The sequence below is a fragment of the Mesorhizobium sp. M0870 genome, from assembly GCF_040319775.1.
GTDB lineage: Bacteria > Pseudomonadota > Alphaproteobacteria > Rhizobiales > Rhizobiaceae > Mesorhizobium.
Window position 1 is genome coordinate 1 of the sequence record NZ_JAMYOI010000016.1, and the last position, 18,514, is coordinate 18,514.

The 18,514-nt window shown below is 63.3% G+C and carries 17 protein-coding genes; 9 read left to right on the forward strand and 8 right to left on the reverse strand.

Annotated features, from left to right (window positions below; translation table 11 throughout):
- Window positions 1–140: 140 nt before the first annotated feature.
- Window positions 141–752: an LOG family protein gene (locus tag NKH97_RS19685; protein WP_023812907.1), complete on the reverse strand. Its 612-nt coding sequence runs from the start codon at window positions 750–752 to the stop codon at window positions 141–143.
- A 143-nt stretch (window positions 753–895) separates the two neighbouring features.
- Between NKH97_RS19685 and NKH97_RS19690 the strand changes: the two genes are divergently transcribed.
- A complete protein-coding gene (locus tag NKH97_RS19690; protein ID WP_128303054.1) occupies window positions 896–2,380 on the forward strand; it encodes a LysM peptidoglycan-binding domain-containing protein in 1,485 nt (494 codons plus the stop codon).
- Between the two features lie 24 nt (window positions 2,381–2,404).
- Here NKH97_RS19690 and NKH97_RS19695 read toward each other — a convergent pair whose 3' ends face one another.
- Window positions 2,405–3,199, reverse strand: coding sequence for an NAD(P)H-dependent oxidoreductase (locus tag NKH97_RS19695; protein WP_023813729.1), 795 nt, complete (start codon window positions 3,197–3,199; stop codon window positions 2,405–2,407).
- 95 nt (window positions 3,200–3,294) lie between these two features.
- Here NKH97_RS19695 and NKH97_RS19700 point away from each other — a divergent pair, with 95 nt between their 5' ends.
- From NKH97_RS19700 to NKH97_RS19725, 6 genes are all read left to right on the forward strand, one after another.
- Window positions 3,295–4,227: a LysR family transcriptional regulator gene (locus NKH97_RS19700; protein WP_031213735.1), complete on the forward strand. Its 933-nt coding sequence runs from the start codon at window positions 3,295–3,297 to the stop codon at window positions 4,225–4,227.
- 67 nt (window positions 4,228–4,294) lie between these two features.
- On the forward strand, window positions 4,295–4,627 hold the full coding sequence (locus tag NKH97_RS19705) for an ArsR/SmtB family transcription factor (protein ID WP_502897083.1): 333 nt from the start codon (window positions 4,295–4,297) through the stop codon (window positions 4,625–4,627).
- A 76-nt stretch (window positions 4,628–4,703) separates the two neighbouring features.
- Window positions 4,704–6,584, forward strand: a complete 1,881-nt coding sequence (locus NKH97_RS19710; RefSeq protein ID WP_023813732.1) for an ABCB family ABC transporter ATP-binding protein/permease — start codon at window positions 4,704–4,706, stop codon at window positions 6,582–6,584.
- A 121-nt stretch (window positions 6,585–6,705) separates the two neighbouring features.
- Window positions 6,706–7,053: an antibiotic biosynthesis monooxygenase family protein gene (locus NKH97_RS19715; RefSeq protein WP_023813733.1), complete on the forward strand. Its 348-nt coding sequence runs from the start codon at window positions 6,706–6,708 to the stop codon at window positions 7,051–7,053.
- Window positions 7,054–7,336: 283 nt separating this feature from the next.
- Entirely contained in the window at window positions 7,337–8,035 is a 699-nt protein-coding gene (locus NKH97_RS19720) for a phosphatidylserine decarboxylase (RefSeq protein WP_352442157.1), read from the forward strand.
- Window positions 8,036–8,038: 3 nt separating this feature from the next.
- Window positions 8,039–8,857, forward strand: a complete 819-nt coding sequence (locus tag NKH97_RS19725; protein WP_502895160.1) for a CDP-alcohol phosphatidyltransferase family protein — start codon at window positions 8,039–8,041, stop codon at window positions 8,855–8,857.
- A gap of 234 nt (window positions 8,858–9,091) precedes the next feature.
- On the opposite strand, the gene NKH97_RS19730 is transcribed toward NKH97_RS19725, so the two are convergent.
- Both NKH97_RS19730 and NKH97_RS19735 read right to left on the reverse strand, forming a co-directional pair.
- Complete coding sequence (locus NKH97_RS19730) at window positions 9,092–11,314, reverse strand: AMP-binding protein (protein WP_352609786.1); 2,223 nt, start codon at window positions 11,312–11,314, stop codon at window positions 9,092–9,094.
- A 123-nt stretch (window positions 11,315–11,437) separates the two neighbouring features.
- Window positions 11,438–11,845, reverse strand: a complete 408-nt coding sequence (locus NKH97_RS19735; RefSeq protein WP_352609784.1) for a tautomerase family protein — start codon at window positions 11,843–11,845, stop codon at window positions 11,438–11,440.
- Between the two features lie 113 nt (window positions 11,846–11,958).
- Here NKH97_RS19735 and NKH97_RS19740 point away from each other — a divergent pair, with 113 nt between their 5' ends.
- Window positions 11,959–12,816 (forward strand): LysR substrate-binding domain-containing protein, encoded by an 858-nt coding sequence (locus NKH97_RS19740; protein WP_352773967.1) that lies wholly within the window; start codon window positions 11,959–11,961, stop codon window positions 12,814–12,816.
- A 133-nt stretch (window positions 12,817–12,949) separates the two neighbouring features.
- Here the strand turns inward: NKH97_RS19740 and NKH97_RS19745 are convergent, their stop codons facing one another.
- The 3 genes from NKH97_RS19745 to NKH97_RS19755 form a co-directional block, all read right to left on the reverse strand.
- On the reverse strand, window positions 12,950–13,876 hold the full coding sequence (locus tag NKH97_RS19745; RefSeq protein ID WP_352677475.1) for a DMT family transporter: 927 nt from the start codon (window positions 13,874–13,876) through the stop codon (window positions 12,950–12,952).
- Between the two features lie 60 nt (window positions 13,877–13,936).
- A complete protein-coding gene (locus NKH97_RS19750) occupies window positions 13,937–14,824 on the reverse strand; it encodes a DMT family transporter (protein WP_128303058.1) in 888 nt (295 codons plus the stop codon).
- 178 nt (window positions 14,825–15,002) lie between these two features.
- Window positions 15,003–16,520: a S10 family peptidase gene (locus NKH97_RS19755; protein WP_128303059.1), complete on the reverse strand. Its 1,518-nt coding sequence runs from the start codon at window positions 16,518–16,520 to the stop codon at window positions 15,003–15,005.
- A gap of 153 nt (window positions 16,521–16,673) precedes the next feature.
- Here NKH97_RS19755 and NKH97_RS19760 point away from each other — a divergent pair, with 153 nt between their 5' ends.
- A complete protein-coding gene (locus NKH97_RS19760; protein ID WP_352753442.1) occupies window positions 16,674–17,375 on the forward strand; it encodes a helix-turn-helix transcriptional regulator in 702 nt (233 codons plus the stop codon).
- A gap of 21 nt (window positions 17,376–17,396) precedes the next feature.
- Here the strand turns inward: NKH97_RS19760 and NKH97_RS19765 are convergent, their stop codons facing one another.
- Window positions 17,397–18,491, reverse strand: a complete 1,095-nt coding sequence (locus NKH97_RS19765; RefSeq protein WP_352550560.1) for a polyamine ABC transporter substrate-binding protein — start codon at window positions 18,489–18,491, stop codon at window positions 17,397–17,399.
- Window positions 18,492–18,514: the final 23 nt, after the last annotated feature.

Here is an 18,514-nt window from a genome sequence, read left to right on the forward strand (position 1 = left end):
TAGGGGAATAGGGGAATAGGGGAATAGGGGAATAGGGGAATAGGGGAATAGGGGAATAGGGGAATAGGGGAATAGGGGAATAGGGGGCGCCGTTCCCAGGCACTTCACATATTCCCCTACTGCCTTACTCCCGTATTCCCCTACATCTTGTCTATCACCGACTGCACGCCCTCGGTCGGGGCGTCTACGGAGGATCCAGCCACCATGATGGCGGCGACGATCGCTTCGGGGTCGTCGACAACCAGCGGCTTGACCCGTTGCGCGGTGTGGATGAAGCCCTCAGCGGCCATGTGATCGAGCAGCGTCAGCATCGGATCCCAGAATCCTCCGACATTGCCGAAGACGATCGGTTTGCGATGATGGCCAAGCTGCGCCCAGGTCATCACCTCGACGATCTCCTCGACCGTGCCGATGCCCCCCGGCAGCGCCACAAAGGCGTCGGATTTCTCGAACATCTTGTGTTTGCGCTCGTGCATGTTGTCGGTGATCAGCAACTCGTCGAGCCGGTCAAGCGCGGTTTCGGTTGCCTCCCTGTTGATCAGGAAGCGCGGAATGATGCCCGTCACCTTGCCGCCGGCGCGCAAAGCGCCTTCGGCGACAGCGCCCATGATGCCTTTGGTGCCGCCGCCATAGACCAGCCGCATTCCTGCTTTGGCAATCGAGCGTCCGAGCAGGTTTCCGGCCTTGATATAGATTTCATCACGGCCCGGAGACGAGCCGCAATAGACGCAGACGGATCGAATCGTGTTCATGCCGATGATTGGTGATTGGGTCTGAAAGCGTGGTCAAGCCCCAAGGGTCAACAAGCCCGGGCTTTTTCTTGTCGGCCCGTTTTTCTTGTCGGCATTGGCAAAACAAGCTAGACCGGCGTTAGGTGGCTAAGGGGTAGGGAAATATGGCAATTAATCCACTGAAGGCGTTCCTGTTCGCGGCGGGTGGGACCGTTGCTGCCGCGGGAACCGCCTATGTATCGGGCGCACTCGACCCGTATCTCAATCCCACGCCGCCGGCGCAAGTGGCGGCGCAGACGTCGCCCGCAGCGCCAAAATCGGCCGATCCCGGCACCGAAGCGCGGCTGCCCGCCGCGGAGGTCCCCGCGGCTCCCGCCGCGGTGCCCCAGGCAACGGCACCGGCCGCGGCGGCGCCGGCTGCGGCCGGTCCCGTCGCACCGTCCTTTGACGTCGTGCGCGTCGAGGGCAATGGCTCGATCGTCGTTGCCGGCAATGCAGCGCCCAACGCAAAGGTCGAGATCCTCAACGGCACGACCGTGCTTGGCTCGACGGTTGCCGGTCCCGATGGCGCATTTGTCATCGTGCTGGACGATCCGCTGAAGCCCGGCGACTATACAATCGCACTGCGCGCGACCACGGGCGATGTCGTCACCCCTTCGGTGCAGACCGCTGTCGTTTCGGTTCCCAAGGATGCCGCCGGCCAGGTGCTGGCAATGGTCGAGGAGCCGGGCAAACCGGCCGAACTGCTCACCGTTCCGGCGCCCGAAACAAAGCCAGCTGCTCCGGCCGCCGCGCCGGCTGCTCCCGCAGCCGAAGCGCCCGCAACTGCTCCGGCACCAGCCGCCCCGGCACCTGCCGTCGTAGAAGCAGCACCGGCTCCTGCCGTGGTAGAAGCAGCACCGGCTCCTGCAGCGCCGGCGACGCCGCCCGCTGCAGGCGTGACCGAGCCCAAGATCGTCGTCGAGGCGGTCGAGATCGACGGCAGCAAGATCTTTGTCGCCGGTCTCGCCGATGCCGGCCGCAAGGTGCGCGCCTATGCCAACGATATCCTGCTCGGTGATGCGCAAACTTCGACGGACGGTCATTTCCTGGTCGAGGCGACGCGCGACATTCCGGTCGGCAGCTACACAATTCGTGTCGACGGCCTCGATACCGACGGTGTGACAGTTGTGGCCCGCGCAGCCGTGCCGTTCGAGCGCGAGCCCGGCGAAGCGGTCGCCGCCGTGGCACCCTCGGCGCCGAAGCCCGTTCAGCCCAAGCCGGCCGCACCTGCCGCCGCCGAGGCGCCGGCCGCGGCCGGGACGGCCCCGGCCACGACGCCTGCTCCCGCCACCGAGGCTCCGGCCGTTGTGGCGGAGGCGACGCCGCCAAGCGATGTGCCCGAGACCGTGGCGCCCAAGCTCGAACATGCCGACGGCGCCGTCATCATCCGCCGCAACGATACGCTGTGGCGGATCTCGCGGCGCGTCTACGGCCATGGCGTACGCTTCTCGACCATCTACCTCGCCAACCAGGACCAGATCAGTGATCCCGACCGCATCTGGCCGGGGCAGGTGTTCAAGGTCCCGGAAAAGTCGAAGGAAGGCGAGGCAGCCGACCTCAAGACGATGGGCGAGCAGGCAACGACAGCGCCGGCCAAGACCAACTAGATCCAAGGCCGTCCAGGTCGAAATCTACTGGTGTGCTGAGCCGCTCAGGTGCAGTTTGAATCCGATCATGTTCGGATCCCCCAGGTCGGGGCGTAGTTTCATGCTCGGAATCAAATAGTCGCCGCCATTCTGCCGGCGATAGGGGATGGGTTGCGTGGTCGCGAGCGTTCTCATCCTCTCGCGCAGGCGCTCGGCGGTGGGTTCGAAGTCGGCTTCACCGAAGCGGTCGACGCTGTAGACGACGAATGGCGGAAGGACGTCGTAGCCCGGGTAGTAGAGGATCCCGTGGTTGATCGGGAACAGCAGATCATCAATTGGTCCGTTGACGCCGCGAGGGGCATAGTGCTCCTCCCAGCCGCCGGCGGTCACGATCAACATTGCGCGCTTGCCCATCAAGGTTCCCTCGCCGTAGCGGTCGCCCCATCGTTTGTCGCTATGTTCGCCCACGCCGTAAGCGAAGCCGTAGGCAAAGACCCTGTCGACCCAGCCCTTGAGGATCGCCGGCATGGCAAACCACCAGAGCGGAAATTGGAGAATCAGGGCATCCGCCCATAGCAGCTTTGCGATCTCGGCCTTGACGTCCTCTGTCAGCGCGTCGGCCTCGAAAGACTTTTTTGACGCTGCGGCAGGCATCAGCCGCGCGCCCGGCGCCAAAACCGGAAAGTCGGCCCGATCAACCGCTGATTTCCAACCCTGGGCGTAGAGGTCCGTCACCCGCACTTCGTGGCCTTGTGCCTCGAGTTCTCTGATGGCGACGTCGCGGAGCGCGCCGTTGAGCGAGCGGGATTCGGGATGTGCGAAGACAAGTAGGATTTTCATGCGGGGGACTCCGGGGATTGAAAAACTGGTCCCTTAGCTAGGCAATATCGACGCAATCCGCTATATATTCGTAATGCATAAGATTGTGCCGAATAGTGGATAAATCGGACATCACCCTCGAACGCATGCGCACCTTCGTTCGCGTCGCGGAACGGGGCAATCTGTCCTTGGTTGCCGGTGAACTGGGTATCGGACAATCGACGGTCACGCGGCATCTGCAGGAACTCGAAGAGGCAGTGGGTGCGCCTTTGCTCAGCAGGACCACCCGGCGGGTCACGCTGACCGACGAGGGCAGCCGCTACTATGCCAACAGCGTCCAGATCCTGCGCCTTGTCGAGCAGGCCGGCGACGAAGCGCGGGGCGCACGTGGCGCGCCGGCCGGCACCGTCCGGATATCCTGTACTGCCGCTTTCGGGGTCTTGCACACCAGCCGACTCATCTTCGACTTTCAGGACCGATATCCCGACATCGGCGTTGACCTCAGCCTCAGCGATGAGCGTGTCGACCTCGTCAGGGAAGGTGTCGACATCGCGCTTCGGTTGGGGCCGCTCACCGACAGCTCATTGAGGCTGCGGGCCCTCGGCCTGTCACGGCGCCTGCTCGTGGCATCGCCGGATTATCTGGCGCAGCGAGGCAGACCGGCTATCCCGTCGGATCTGTCTGGACATGAGGGTATCCGGATGTCGAACGTGGCGGGGAGTGAAACTCTTGCCTTGCAGGGCGCCGGAGGCGAGCGCCATATGGTGCCTTTCGCGGGGCGCCTGCGTGTCGACCATGGGCTTGCCGCGCGCGAGGCTTTGCTCGCGGGTCGAGGGGTCGCACCGGCTCACCGATGGCTTGTCGACGATCTTTTGGCGGCGGGCCTGCTCGAGACGATACTGGATGATTATTCACTGCCGTCCGCCCCTTTGAACATGCTGATCGTCCCGGAGCGCGCGGGCGTTGCAAGGGTCCGCCTGATGGTCGACTTCCTGGCTGAGCGGATTGCCGGCATCCCGGGGATCGAGAAGTCCAGTCCAAAGCGTTAGCCGCTATCTGCTCTGCCCAGAAGAGTAGCTTGCAGCAGCGTCGACCATCGTTTATCGCCGATGGACGATGAGCGAATCCCTAGCTGAAATAGGTATGCCTGGCTGCGCCCCGGACAGCCGAGCCGTTGCCACCCGGCTGGCAGCACTTTCGCACCCGGCTCGGATCGAAATCCTGAAATACCTGTCCGCAAGCAACTCCTGCTGCTGCCGCGAGGTTGTCGACCGTTTCGAGCTGGCGCAGTCCACTGTGTCACAACATTTGAAGATACTGGTCGAAGCCGGGCTGGTCCGGTTCGAACCCGACCGTCAGCGCTCGCGCTACGAGGTCGATCGTGCCGCACTTGCCGATGTTTCCGCGTCGGTGGCCGCGCTCGTCAATTCCTGCTGCTCCGGCCGCTAGACCATGATCCCGAAAAGTGGAGCCCGGTTCTCGGACGAGATCATGGTCAAAAAGACATAAGAAGAAGGCACAAGAAATGGCCGAAAAAACCGTCTCCGACTCCTCGACCTTCAAGACGCTGCTCAATTTGTGGCCCTATATGTGGCCGGCGGATCGCGCCGATCTGAGAGCCCGGGTCACATGGGCGACGCTTCTGTTGGTCGTCGCCAAGCTGACGCTGGTCGCCGGTCCCTATTTTTTCAAATGGGCGACCGACGCGCTGGCCGGCGACGCCAAATCGGTGCCGCCGCTGCCGAGTTTTCTGCTGGCGCCGGTCATGCTGGTCGTTGCCTACAATGTCGTGCGCCTGGTGCAACTTGGCTTCAATCAATTGCGCGACGCCTTGTTTGCCCGTGTCGGCCAATACGCGGTGCGCCAGCTCGCCTTCCGCACCTTCGTCCACATGCACCAACTGTCGCTGCGCTTCCATCTCGAGCGCCGCACCGGCGGCCTGTCGCGCATCATCGAGCGCGGCACCAAGGGTATCGAGACGATCGTGCGCTTCATCATGCTCAACACGGCGCCGACCATCCTCGAATTCGCGCTGACCACCGGCATCTTCGCCTACACCTATGGCTGGAAATACGTAGTCGTCGTCGCGGTCACCGTCTGGGTCTATGTCTGGTTCACGGTCCGCGCCAGCGACTGGCGCATCTCGATCCGCCGCGACATGAACGACAGCGACACCGATGCCAACACCAAGGCAATCGACTCGTTGCTCAATTACGAGACGGTGAAATATTTCAACAATGAGGGCATGGAAGCCGAGCGCTTCGACCGCTCGATGGCACGCTACGAGGTCGCAGCGACCCGGATCTGGACCTCGCTCGGCTGGCTGAACTTCGGCCAAGGCATCATCTTTGGCCTCGGCACCGTCATCGTCATGTGCATGTCGGCGCTGGAAGTGCAGGCCGGCACGCAGACGGTCGGCGACTTCGTCTTCATCAATGCCATGCTGATGCAGCTGTCGGTGCCGCTCAATTTCATCGGCTTCATCTACCGCGAAATCCGCCAGGGGCTGACCGACATCGAGCAGATGTTCGACCTTCTGGATGTGCCGCAGGAGATCGTCGACAAGCCGGACGCGAAGCCACTTACTGTCAGCGCCGGCAAGGTCGAGTTCCGCGACGTGCATTTTTCCTATGACCCCAACCGCAAGATCCTGAAGGGCATCAGCTTCGAGGTGCCGGCCGGCAAGACCGTGGCCATTGTCGGGCCCTCGGGCGCCGGCAAGTCGACCATCTCGCGGCTTCTGTTCCGCTTCTACGACGTCCAGTCCGGCCAGGTGCTGATCGACGGCCAGGATATCAGGGACGTGACGCAGGAGAGCCTGCGCGGAGCGATCGGCATGGTGCCGCAGGACACCGTACTGTTCAACGACACCATCGCCTACAACATCCGCTATGGCCGCATCGGCGCCAGCGAGGAGGATATGCAGAAGGCCGCCGAACTCGCCCAGATCGGCCCGTTCATCGAGCGATTGCCTGACGGTTACAAGTCGATGGTCGGCGAACGCGGGCTAAAACTTTCGGGCGGCGAGAAGCAGCGCGTGGCGATCGCCCGCACCATCCTGAAGGCGCCGCCGATCCTGATGCTCGACGAAGCGACCTCGGCGCTCGACAGCCACACCGAACAGGAAATCCAGGCCGCGCTCGATCTGGTCAGCCGTGGCCGCACCACCATCGTCATCGCCCACCGCCTGTCGACGGTGATTACCGCTGATGAGATCATCGTGCTGCAGGACGGCCAGATCGCCGAGCGCGGCACCCATGCCGAGCTGATGCGCAAGCATGGCCTCTACGCCTCGATGTGGGACCGCCAGCGCGAGGCGACCGAGGCCGAGGAGCGCCTACGCATCGCCCGCGAGGGCGACGAGCTTGGCGTTGTCGTTCGTCGACGAACGTCGGAGGTGAATTGACACCGTTTCCTTCTCCAACGAGGGGAAAAGAGAAAATTTCCGCTTGACCTCAACTTAAGTTGAGATCGTAGGCCGTTCTTGGAGCCCGCCAACTAGCGTGTTTAAAAAACGGAGCAATCGAATGAGCGAGACAAATCAGACTGTTGACGGGGGCAGCGTGTTCAGGGTGGACAAATTCGTCGTCCCGGCCGCCGCTCGCAAGGAGATACTCGCCAAGGTCCGGACGACGCATGAATTGCTGCGCCTGCAACAAGGCTTTGTGCAGGATTTCCTGCTCGAGCAATTCTCAGGCCCAGGCGAATTCAACCTCGTCACCATCGTCGAATGGGAGAGCCAGGCGGCCGTCGACAACGTCGTGCCGATCGTCAAAGCCGCGCACGAGCGCATCGCCTTCAACCCGCAGGAGACGATCGCCCGGCTCGGCGTTCGCGCCGACATCGCCAACTATCAGAGGGTTCCCGGGCTGTAGCAAGGCTGCTACCGCCAGCCGATGCCAGGTGCCGGCGCTTCGACGCTGAGCACCTGGCCGGTGCGGGCTTCAGAAGCCTTCGGATTTGGGATCATGGACGGGCAACCTTTTCCGGCGCCTTGAACCGTCGGTGTCCCGAATTCTGCCGACAACGACACCGACCTAGCAAGCGGATCGCGACCCCTGCCGGCGCACCCAATACGGCCTTCCCTATTGTTGCGTTGCGGCGAGGGGGGCTTTCGGCTATTGAGGCCGGACTTGAAACGGAGCCTGTTTATTACCGATGAGCCTTGTCGATACGGTCAAGAACGCGTTCGTACCGATCCATCGCGAGGGCTATCCCTTCATCGCAGCCTTTGGCGCGGCGACGCTTTTCCTCGGTTATTTCTCCTCGATCCTGTTCTGGATCGGTCTGATACTGACGGCCTGGTGCGTCTATTTCTTTCGCGATCCCGAGCGCGTCACGCCGGTAGATGACCGCCTGGTGGTCAGCCCCGCCGACGGCATCATCTCGGCGGTCGGACCCGCCGTGCCGCCGCGCGAACTCGGCCTCGGCAATGTCGAGATGACCCGCATCTCGGTGTTCATGAACGTCTTCTCCTGCCACGTGAACCGCGCCCCGGTGCGCGGCCGTATTGCGAAAATCGAACATCGGCCGGGCAAATTCCTCAATGCCGAACTGGACAAGGCCAGCACCGAGAACGAGCGCAACGGCCTGGTCATCGAGAGCCCCAATGGCACGGTCGCGGCCGTCCAGATCGCCGGCCTGGTGGCGCGCCGCATCGTCTGCTGGGCCGAGGCCGGCGGCTCGATCGGCACTGGCGAGCGTTTTGGCCTGATCCGCTTCGGCTCGCGTGTCGATGTGTTCCTGCCCCTGACCGCGACGCCGCGCGTTGCAGTCGGCCAGACGGCGGTTGGCGGCGAAACCGTGCTGGCCGAATTCGGCGGTGTTGCCGGCACGCCTCTTGTTCGGGTTTCCTGACCGGTGGGCACGCAATACAAAAAGTTCGAGGCCCATGCCAGCGGCGGTCCGCGCATCCGCGAAATCCCGATGCGCATGGTGCTGCCCAATCTGGTCACCGTGCTCGCCATTTGCGCCGGCCTGTCCGGCATCCGCTTCGGCTTCGAAGGCCGCTTCGAGCCGGCGGTGGTGATGGTGCTGCTTGCAGCCTTCCTCGACGGCATTGACGGCCGCTTGGCGCGGATGCTGAAGGCGACATCCAAATTCGGCGCTCAGATGGATTCGCTGGCCGACATCGTCAATTTCGGCGTGGCGCCGGCTCTGGTGCTCTATGCCTTCCTGCTCGACCGCGCCGGTTCGCCGGGCTGGATCGCGGCACTGCTGTTCGCCATCGCCTGCGGGCTGCGCCTCGCCCGTTTCAACGTGCTCGATGACGAGAAGGCCGATCGCCCCATATGGCAGTCCGAATATTTCGTCGGCGTGCCGGCGCCGGCTGGCGCCGTGCTGGTGATGCTGCCGCTTTATCTCTATTTCCTGCGCACAGGTCTGGAGCCCAGTCGTCCAGCAGCCTTCGTCGCCACCGGCTTCACCATCCTGGTCGCTTTCCTGCTGGTCAGCCGGCTGCCTGTCTATTCCGGCAAGAGCCTGAGAATCCCGGGCGACAAGGTGTTGCCGATCATCCTGGGTGTCGTCCTCTACGTGCTCCTGTTGATGACCTATCCCTGGTACACGCTGACCGCTTCGGTCGCCGGCTACCTGATCTTCCTGCCGTTCAGCGTGCGCGCCTATTCGAAGCGCGCCAAGCTGGAGGGCGAGAAGGTGCCGCCTTCGGATATAGGTTAGAACCTACGCTTTCGTCATCCTAGGGCGAAGCAGGAGCGAAGCGACGTTGCGAAGACCCTGGGATCCATGCCGTGACCTCAGCCAAAAAGCGCAACGGACGAGAACTGGCAATCGCTTGGCGCCGGTCGCCTTCTGAATGGCCGCGCGTGACGTGAATGTCACGGAATGGATCCTAGGGTCTGCGCCGCGTCGCTTCGCTCCTTGCTTCGCCCTAGGATGACGACCGCGAGGTATTTACGCCGCGACGCCGAGCCCCAGCCTGTCGATCGCCAGCTTTCTCGTCGACACATAGTCGGTCTTGCCGGATCCCAGCACCGGGATTTCCTCGACCTTAACGATGTCGTTCGGCACCATCAGTTCGGCAGCACCCGCCTGTTTGCCGAATTTGCGCAATTCGTCGGGATTGGCGTCGTCGGCGGTGGTGACCAGCACGATGCGCTCGCCGCGCCTCTTGTCGGGCACGGCCACAGCCGCGTGGTGCTCTTCCGGCCACAGCGACTGCACCAGCATCTCCACCGCACCCAGCGACACCATCTCGCCGGCGATCTTGGCGAAGCGCTTGGCGCGTCCGCGAATGGTGATGAAGCCTTCGCGGTCGACGGCAACGATGTCGCCGGTGTCGTGCCAGCCGGTCAGCGGCTGCAATTCACCGGGGCGGTCCGCGGTCATGTAGCCCATCATCAGGTTCGGTCCGTCGAGCCACAATTGGCCGGCGTCGGAGATGCCGTCGACCGGCTCGAGCTTCATGCGCATGGCCGGCAGCAGCCGACCCACCGTGCCGTCGCGGCCATGGATTGCGGTGTTGACGGCAACCACGGGTGCCGCCTCCGTCAGCCCGAACCCTTCGATGATTTCGGCTTGGAAGCGTTCGCGGTAGACGCGGCGGGTTTCCGGCTTCACCGCCTCGGCGCCGGCGACGACGAAGCGCAGGCTGGAAAAATCACCGTCCTTGGCGGTGCGCGCATAGTTGGCGAGGAATGTGTCGGTGCCGAACATGATGGTCGGTTTTACCTTGCGCGCAACCTCGGGAATGATCTTGTAGTGCAGCGGCGAGGGGTAGAGGAACAGCTTTACCCCGGTGACCAGCGGCAGGATGGTGCCGCCCGTCAGGCCGAACGAATGGAACACCGGCAGCACGTTGAGCAGGATGTCGGCGGGCGAGATGGTGATCCGCGCCTCGGCCTGCATGGCGTTGGCGTAAAGGTTCTTGTGCGACAGCACGACCGCTTTCGGCGTGCCTTCCGAACCGGAGGTGAACAGGATCACCGCCGGCTTGGCCGCATCCTGCCGCTGCAGCGGCCAGCGCCACAGCAAGGCGGCGGCAAGGTTGTCCAATGTGGTTACGCTTTCCCGCACATCCTCCAGCCAAAGCAGCCTGGCGCCGCCCTTTTCGACCGCCGCGACGATATCGGCAAGGTCGGCCTTCTCGACGAACGCGCGGGACGAAATCACGGTCCTTATCACCGCCGTGCGCACGGCCGCGGTGACGCTCGCCGGCCCGGCCGTATAGTTGATCATCGCCGCCACCCGGCCGGCCGACAGAAGGCCGGTGAGCGACAGCACGACGCCATTGGCGTTGGGCAGCATCACACCGACCGCTTCGCCCGGCGCCGTGACGGCCTCGAAGCGCCTGCCCAGGACGCGGGCGCCGATGAACATCTTGCGGTAGCTCAACGCACCCAAGATGACGTCTTCTATGATCGTGTGCGAAGCGCCGACGCGGTCGGCGGCATCGCGCATGGCCAGGAACAGGCCACGATCGAGGTTGGTGCCGAAGAGCCGCGCCTCGGCGACACGGTCGAACAGCGCGTTGGTGTTCGAGGCCTGCTCGGGATTGCGCGCCACCAGTTCGGCGATGGTCATCGGCTCCAGCACGCTGATCGACAGCTGCGGAAACCAGTGTCGTGGTGCCTTGTCCGCGGGCGTCAGCGACACCGGCAGGCTGCGCGCGCCGCCGACGAAGATCGGCACGATCTTGGCATCGGCCTGCATGGCGATGCGGGTGACGGCACGAAACAGCCGAAACGTCTTGACGTCGGGCTCGACCGCATCCGGCAAATAGACAGCGAGCCGGCCCTTGCCCTTCAGCACCCGCACCAACCGGCGGCTGACGAAGACATGTTCGGCGTTGAAGGCGATGGTGCGGCCAAGCTCGCGCCAAGGTTCGAGCCACGGCGAGCGCGCCGAGACCTCATCGAGAATATGCAGCGTGTCTTCCGGCAGCAGCGACAGCATCAGCGCCGGCTCGAAGCGCGATTGATGCGAGATGACGTAGATGACTGGGGCCTGCGCCTTGCGGGCGATCCTGATGCGGCTATCTCCGATCCGGTAGGCGAGCTTGAACGGCACATAGAGCAGCGCCTGGGTGAAGCGCAGGCCGAGGCGGAATTTTTCCGCCACGCCGATCAGCAGCCAGGCCAGAACAAGACCCGCAAGCAGCGCCAGTGTCAGGATCATGCCGCGTCTCTCCCAACGTTTTTAGCATCTCGGCTCTTTGCGGCCGTGTCGGCCAGAACCTAGACGATGTGGGAGCAAGGTCAATGCGGAGCTTTTGCTTCCCTTGGTGCGGGAAGCTGCTTCTCACGCCGCCTGCAGCCGTCCACTGATGAAACGAAATTCCTGCGTCTTGCCGCCATAGCCGTAAGCGGCTGCCGGCACTTCATGCACGAAGGCGTAGCTCTCCTCGTGCACTGCGCCCAGCAGACGGCCGAAGGCTGCGAAGATCGCCTTCAGATAGGCTTCCAGCTCGAGCTTGGTGTTGGTGCCGTCGACCACCTTGATATCAAGCCAGAACGTGTTGGTGCCGTGCTCGGCCAGCGACTTGCCGCCGGCGAACCAGTGCTGCGGATCGACATAGGACACGGCAACTGCCGTGATCGTCGGGTCCTTGCGCAGCTGCGTCGCGGTGATTTCCGTGGCCTCCTTTGCGATGCGAGCGGAAAGCGCCGCGTCAGGCTTGCCGGTGACGCTGACGTTGATGATGGGCATTTTTCTTCTCCTTGGCTTGAGCGGCGTCCGATCGCCGTTGAAACAACCATGCCATCATCTTTAGGTCAAAAAAATCGAATTGTTTTTAACTGAAGATTCGATAAGATCGAAGTATGGAAACACTGGATCCCGATCTGCTCCGAACCTTCCTTGCTTTCGTCGACAGCGGCTCGCTGGCCCAGGCGGCTGCAAGCGTTGGCCGCTCGCCCTCGGCGGTGACCGCCCAGATGCAGCGGCTGGAGGAAATCGTCGGTGAGCCGCTGCTGGCGCCGCAAGGGCGAGGACGCGGCTTGACCCCTGCAGGCGAAGACCTCGTCGGCCATGCCAGGCGGATCCTTGCCGCCCATCGCGAGGCTTGGCTGGCACTGAAGGGCGTGCGCGCTGCCGGGCGCGTCGCCATCGGCACGACGCAGGATTTTGCCGACAGCGGCCTGCCGGATCTGCTGCGAGCCTTCGCCGTCAGTCATCCACGCGTCAGGATCGAACTGCGGGTCGGCCGCTCGGCAGAGCTGGCGCAGGCGCTGCAGTCTGGCGGCCTCGATCTGGCGATCGTCATGCGCCAGGCGGCAGCGCCGGACGAAGTCGGCGTGCTGCGGGAGCCGATGATATGGCTATGCTCACAAAAAGGGCTGGCTTCGCGGCAGGAGGAATTGCCGCTGGCGCTGCTCGATCCGTATTGCGGTTTTCGCGAGGCAGCACTTGCCGCACTCGATGCTGCCGGCCGCCGCTACCGCATCGCTGCCGGCAGCGCCAGTCTGGCCGGCCTGCGCACGGCGGTGAACGCCGGTGTCGCGCTGACGCTGCGAACGGCTCGCTTTGCCCATTCCGGCATTGTCGAGGCGCCGCGCGAACTTGGCCTGCCGCATGTTCCAATGGCTGAGTTCGCCATCCGGTTGCTCGCTGGCTCCGATGGTCCGGCGGGCGATCTGGCGGCCCTTCTCAGTGGCAACCTTGCCCTGCCGGGCGGTTGAATGCCCAAAGAAAAAGCCGACCTTACGGTCGGCTTGGAGTAGGACGGGCCGAGGGGTTTGGGGGGACTTGGGGATGGCCCGTCGCAGCAATAATGCCTGACCCGGATGATGGTTCCGTGACCGCGTCACTTTTTTAAGAAATATTTGACGCCACGCGTTGCGGGCCGGCCAAGCGTTGCGAGCGGGCCATCAGCCAATCCCGCCCCGCATGGGCGAACACCGCGCACAACACGATGACGCCGCCGATCATGCTGGCGGCTGGTGCAATCTCGCCCAGGAACAGGAAGGCAAACAGGATCGCGAACGGCACTTCGGCCGAGCCGAGCAGCCCGGATTCGGCCGGCGGGATGAGCCGCGCGCCTTCCGTCCACAGGATCGAGGACAGCGCGAAGGACGCGCCGAAAGTGACGAGCAGAACCGCATCCCTTGGCGAAACCGCCAGCGGATCGGTGACGAACCAGCCGAGCACGAACAACAGGAAGGCCGACACCGCACCGGCCCACACCACGGGCGTGTCGCGGAAGGCGCGTACCATGATCATGTAGAGGCCGCTGCCGATGGTCATCAGCAGTGCCAGTCCGTCGCCGAACAGATTGCCGCTGCCGAAGCCGGACCAGACCATGATCGCCACGCCGCACAGCGACACGGCGGCGGCGACCATCGTCTGCAACCGGAACGGTTCGCGCGTCAGAACCCAGGCCAGCAGTGCGGTGACGAAAGGTGCTGTGGCATAGATGACGGCGACATTGGCGACGAAGGTGAACTTGAACGCCGATATGAAGGCGATGCTGGCCAGCGCACCTTCCACCGCCAGCAGCCAGCCGCGCCAGCCAAGCCGCAGCGTTTCGCGGTTGCCGGAACGGTGACGCCGCCACAGCACATAGAAGCTGATCAGGATCGCGCCGACAAAGCCGCGCCAGCAGATGATGGTCAACGGGTCGGCATGGATCGACTTTGTCAGGACACCGGTCAGGCCGAAAACGGCAGCTGAGGACGACACCAGGATGATGCCGAGTGTGCGCTCCGCGGCGGTGTCGGTGGCGGCTGCAAAGTCAGTCATGCAACCAGCCTACGCCGCTTGGTCCTGACATCGTAGTGTCAGCAATCATGGCCATGCACATCATAGCCGTTTGCGGAAATGCTCGGTGCCGACGATCAACAGGCCGGCGGCGACGATCAGGGCGGCACCCAGGAAGACTTCGCGGCGCGGCACGTCGCCCCAGATCGCAAAGCCGAGCGCGAACGCCCACAACAGCGAGGTGTATTCCAGCGGTGCCAGCACCGAGGCCGGTGTGCGCTTCATGCCCTCGAAGAGAAGATACTGCGCCAGGCCGCCGAGTGCGCCGACGCTGGCAAGGAGCAGCAACTGAGCCCCGTCCGGTGTCCGCCACCACAACAACGCCGGTACCGCCGAAAACAGCAGGAAATAGAAATTGTTGAGCAGGAGTTGGATCATCGAGCGCTCGGCAAGGGCGGTTTTGCGCAAGAGTACGATGGCGATGCCCCACAAGAAGGCGGCCGCCAGCACCAGCAGCACCGGCACGGACAGGCCGAGATGAGTCGGATCGCAAGCGATGAACACGCCGGCAAAGCCGATCAGCACCGCCAGCCAGCGCAGCATCGGCACTTTTTCGCCGAGCAGGAACACCGAAAGCACGGTGACAATGATTGGGGCCGCGTAATAGACGGTGGTCAGTTCGGCGAGCTGCAGGCTGCGCGCCGCGTTGTAGTAGCAGAGCCACGCAGCAAGCGTGAAGGCACTGCGCACCAGCATCGGCCGCACGATCGGCGAGCGCATCGTGTCAGCAAACAACTGTCGTCCGCCGATCGCCGCGCACGCACCCAGAATGGTGATGCTGCGGAAGAACATGATCTGCCAGACGCTCATGCCGACGACCAACAGCTTGATCGAAGCATCCTGTGTCGAAAACAGCAGATAGGCCGCACCGGTCAGCAGGATGCCTGCAAGAACCCGCTCGCGTGTTTCGAGAATGGCGATATCGGCCATAAGGCGCGTGGGACCAAAATTGCCGGAGCGGCAGAAATGCTGTGAGGAGCGACACAAGGGAACTGTGAATTCAGCTCCCTTGGCACCAAGCTATACGGGCGAAAACCGCTGCGGCGCTACGCCAGCCCGGTGCTTATGTTGGGGCAGGGGTCCATGGCGAGTTGCACTGTCGCCAAGCCTATTGCGTCGCCTGGTAAAGCTCCGAAGCGGCCTCTTTCAGGGCGCGCCGACCATCGGATCGGAAATACATCATGTGCCCGCCCTCGACGACATCGAGACGGATAGGCTTGGCATTGGCGAGCGACGGGATCTGGTTCACCAGGTAGCGCGAGGCGAGGTAAGGCGTGACCAGGTCGGTGTAGCCGTTGACGATCACGACGCCGAGCGAGGGGTTCAGCGAGCGTGCTCGCTGCAGATCGTCCATTACCCCGGCATAGCCTTGCCGTGACGCGCTGGTCCCGTAGTCCCAATTATGGCTGATTTCGCCATTGAGCAGCCGATAGCTGACATCGGTGCGGAAATGCAGTTCGTCGCTGATATAGCCGACGAACGCCGACGTCAGCGCCGGCACGCTGCGGTCGAGCACCGGATCCGGGCCGGCGATGCGAGCGCTCTCGGGCGCGATGTCGGCCGTGCCGATCGTGGCGTCATAGGGGCTGAGCACCTTGCCGCTGGCGCGGGCGAACTCCCTTGCGAACAGGCCGGTGGGAATGCGGGCGGAGTTCCGCTGCACCAGGTCGAGCGGCAGGCCGGTGATGTCAGCCACGCGTTGACTGGCCAGCCGCCTGCCTTGCTCCAGTCCGCTGGTGAGCGCCGTAAGGTAATCGCCCATCGCATAATGTTCGACGTCTGCCAGCTTCTCCCGCAATGCATCGCCGCTGACGCCTTCGGCGCGCAGGCGCACCGCCGCCAGTGAAGGCAGTTCGAGCGCCCAATGCAGCGGCTCGAATTCGTCGGGCTGCACCAGCGTGAACTCCAGCGCCGGGGAGATCAGCACGATGCCGTTCGGACTGATGCCGATATCTTCCTGCAATGTCCTGGCGAGCAGCGCCGCGCGGAACCCGCCATAGCTTTCACCGGCAAGGAACAGCGGCGAGCCGGTGCGGCCGTTCTGCGAGAGATAGAGCCGGATGAAGGCGCCAATCGAGCTGGCATCCTGGTTGACACCCCAGAAATCGCGCGTGTCCTGCCCCGGTGCCTCGCGGCTATAGCCGGTTCCGACCGGATCGACGAAGACGAGATCGGTCATGTCGAGCCAGCTGTCCGGATTGTCGATCAGTCTTTGCGGTGACGGCAGGAATTCGCCGTCGGCTCCCGTCGCGATTATCCGTGGACCGAGAGCGCCGATATGCAGATAGGCGGACGCTGCTCCAGGGCCGCCGTTGAACACGAAGGTGATCGGCCGCTGCGGGTCTTTGGCCCCGCTTGCCGGCGGCTCCAGCGTGTAGGCGACATAGAAGATCTCCGCCGTGACGTCGCCCTTGCCGGAAAGCAGCGACAGGGTGGCGGCTTTTGCCTGGTAATCCAGCTTTCTTCCGGCCAGCGTGATCGAATGGTTGGTTGTCTGCGGCGGCGGCAGCAGGGACAGAACGCCGCCCGAGGGCGCCGGCCGCTCCGCTGTTTCAGCCAGGACGGGCTGCGCCAGGACGGCAAGCATCGGCAGGATAAGGCAGATCAGTTTCAGCTTGACCGGCATGATGGCTCCGCGACAACGACTCCCGCATAGGTATGGCCGAGAGGTTCGAAGTCAAAGGAAATGGCTGTTTTGAACTTGTAACGGCTTGCGCTACTGTGAGCCGGAATGCAGTCGAACGTTTCCCTCGATCAGTTTGGACGCTGGAGCGGCGGTGTGGCCGCTGCGGCCGTTGCCGCGACTCCCGAAGAATTGTCGGCTCGCTTCACGGCAGCGGCGAGCGAGTTGCTTGGCTCCGACCGCGCCTATGTCGGCTTTTACCGTCGCGATATCACGTCCCTGACCATCGACGATGCCGGCCCCGATCGCTGGAACCGCGACTACGATGCACGACTGTATCGCCAGGATCCCTTCTTCCAGAGGTTCGCCAGCACAAGGCAGGATTTCCTGTTGCCGCTGTCGGCACTCCGCAATGGCGACTTCCAGCGCACCCCCTACTATCGCGAATTCTTCGGCCCTTCCGACAGTTTCGACGAGATCACCGGCGTGTTCAATCTCGACGGGCTGACCGCTGGCTATGTCACTTTTCTCAGGCGAAACGGGGCAGAACCGTTTGGCGAGCAGGATCTGGCAACGGCTTGCGCGGCAAGCAGCGCGACAAGGCTCATTTTGGGAAGATTGCTTCATCTGTGCCGCTTCCGGCACAAGGGCGCCGCAATCGGTGACGCTCGCTCGCGGCTGAGCAGGCGCGAGGCCGAGATTGCGCGGCACCTGGTCGATGGTGGCAACGCCAAGACCATCTCGCGAAGTCTCGCCGTCTCGCCCGGCACCGTCCGCAACCACATCAAGCAGATCTACCGCAAGCTCGGCGTGCACTCCCAGGTCGAGCTGCTGGCGACCCTCCGCGACGTCGCTTGAGCCTGACGGCTCCCGCCGGCTCTATTGCCCCGTCACGATGCGCGTCCACATGCGGTTTTGCGATCGCAGCCACTTTGGGTCGTTGTTGTCGACCACGAACAGCTTGGCCTTTACGGCATCAGCCGGAAAGACGCCGGGATCGCTGGCTATGGCCTTGTCCATCAGCGGCAGGGACTCCGGTATCGCATTGGCGTAGGAGACATAGCTGGAATTGGCCGCGGCGATATCGGGCCGCAGATTGAAGTCGATCCAGGCCTGGGCGTTGTCGGGATGCGGCGCATCTTTCGGCACCGCCATCGTATCGAAGTTGATGAGCGTGCCTTCCCTGGGAATGGAATAGGCGATCTCCAGCTTCTTCACGGATTCCGCCGCACGAGTCCTTGCCTGGAGGATGTCCCCCGACCAGCCCAACACCACGCAGATGTCGCCGTTGGCGAGGTCGTTGATGTATTTGGACGAATGGAAATAGCGGATGTAGGGCCGCACCTTGCCCATCAGGTCCTCGACCCTGGCGAGGTCGTCGGGACTGGTCGATTTGGGGTCGATGTGAAGATAGTTCATCGCCATCGGGATGACTTCCGCCGGCGCATCGATCATGGCCACGCCGCAATCGGACAGCTTCTTGACCATTTCGAGGTCGAAGACCATGGCGAAGGAATCCGTCGGCGCGTCCGGCAGCCGCTGCTTCACCGCGGCGACGTTGTAGCCAATGCCGTCGGTGACCGCCATATAGGGCACGGCATGCAGGTTCCGCGGGTCGGCGCCAGCGATCAGCGCCAGGGCCTGCGGATCGATCTTCGAATGGTTGGCAAGCTTCGATTTGTCGAGTTCCAGGAACGCCCCCGCCTTCACCTGGTTCTTCAGGAACGGATAGGCTGAGGGGTAGACCACGTCATATCCCGAGCCGCCGGTGAGCAGCTTGGTTTCAAGCACCTCGTTGCCGTCATAGACATCGTAGCGAACCTTGATGCCCGTCTCCTTCTCGAATTTCTCGGCCGTGTCCTGCGCGATGTAGTCGGACCAGTTGTAGACGTTGACGATCTTTTCCTCGTCAGCCGAAGCCGCATTTGCGCAGATGCCGCAGGCAAGCAGGGTTGAGAAGATCAGAGCGCGCATAAATGTCCTCCGTTTTCGCTATC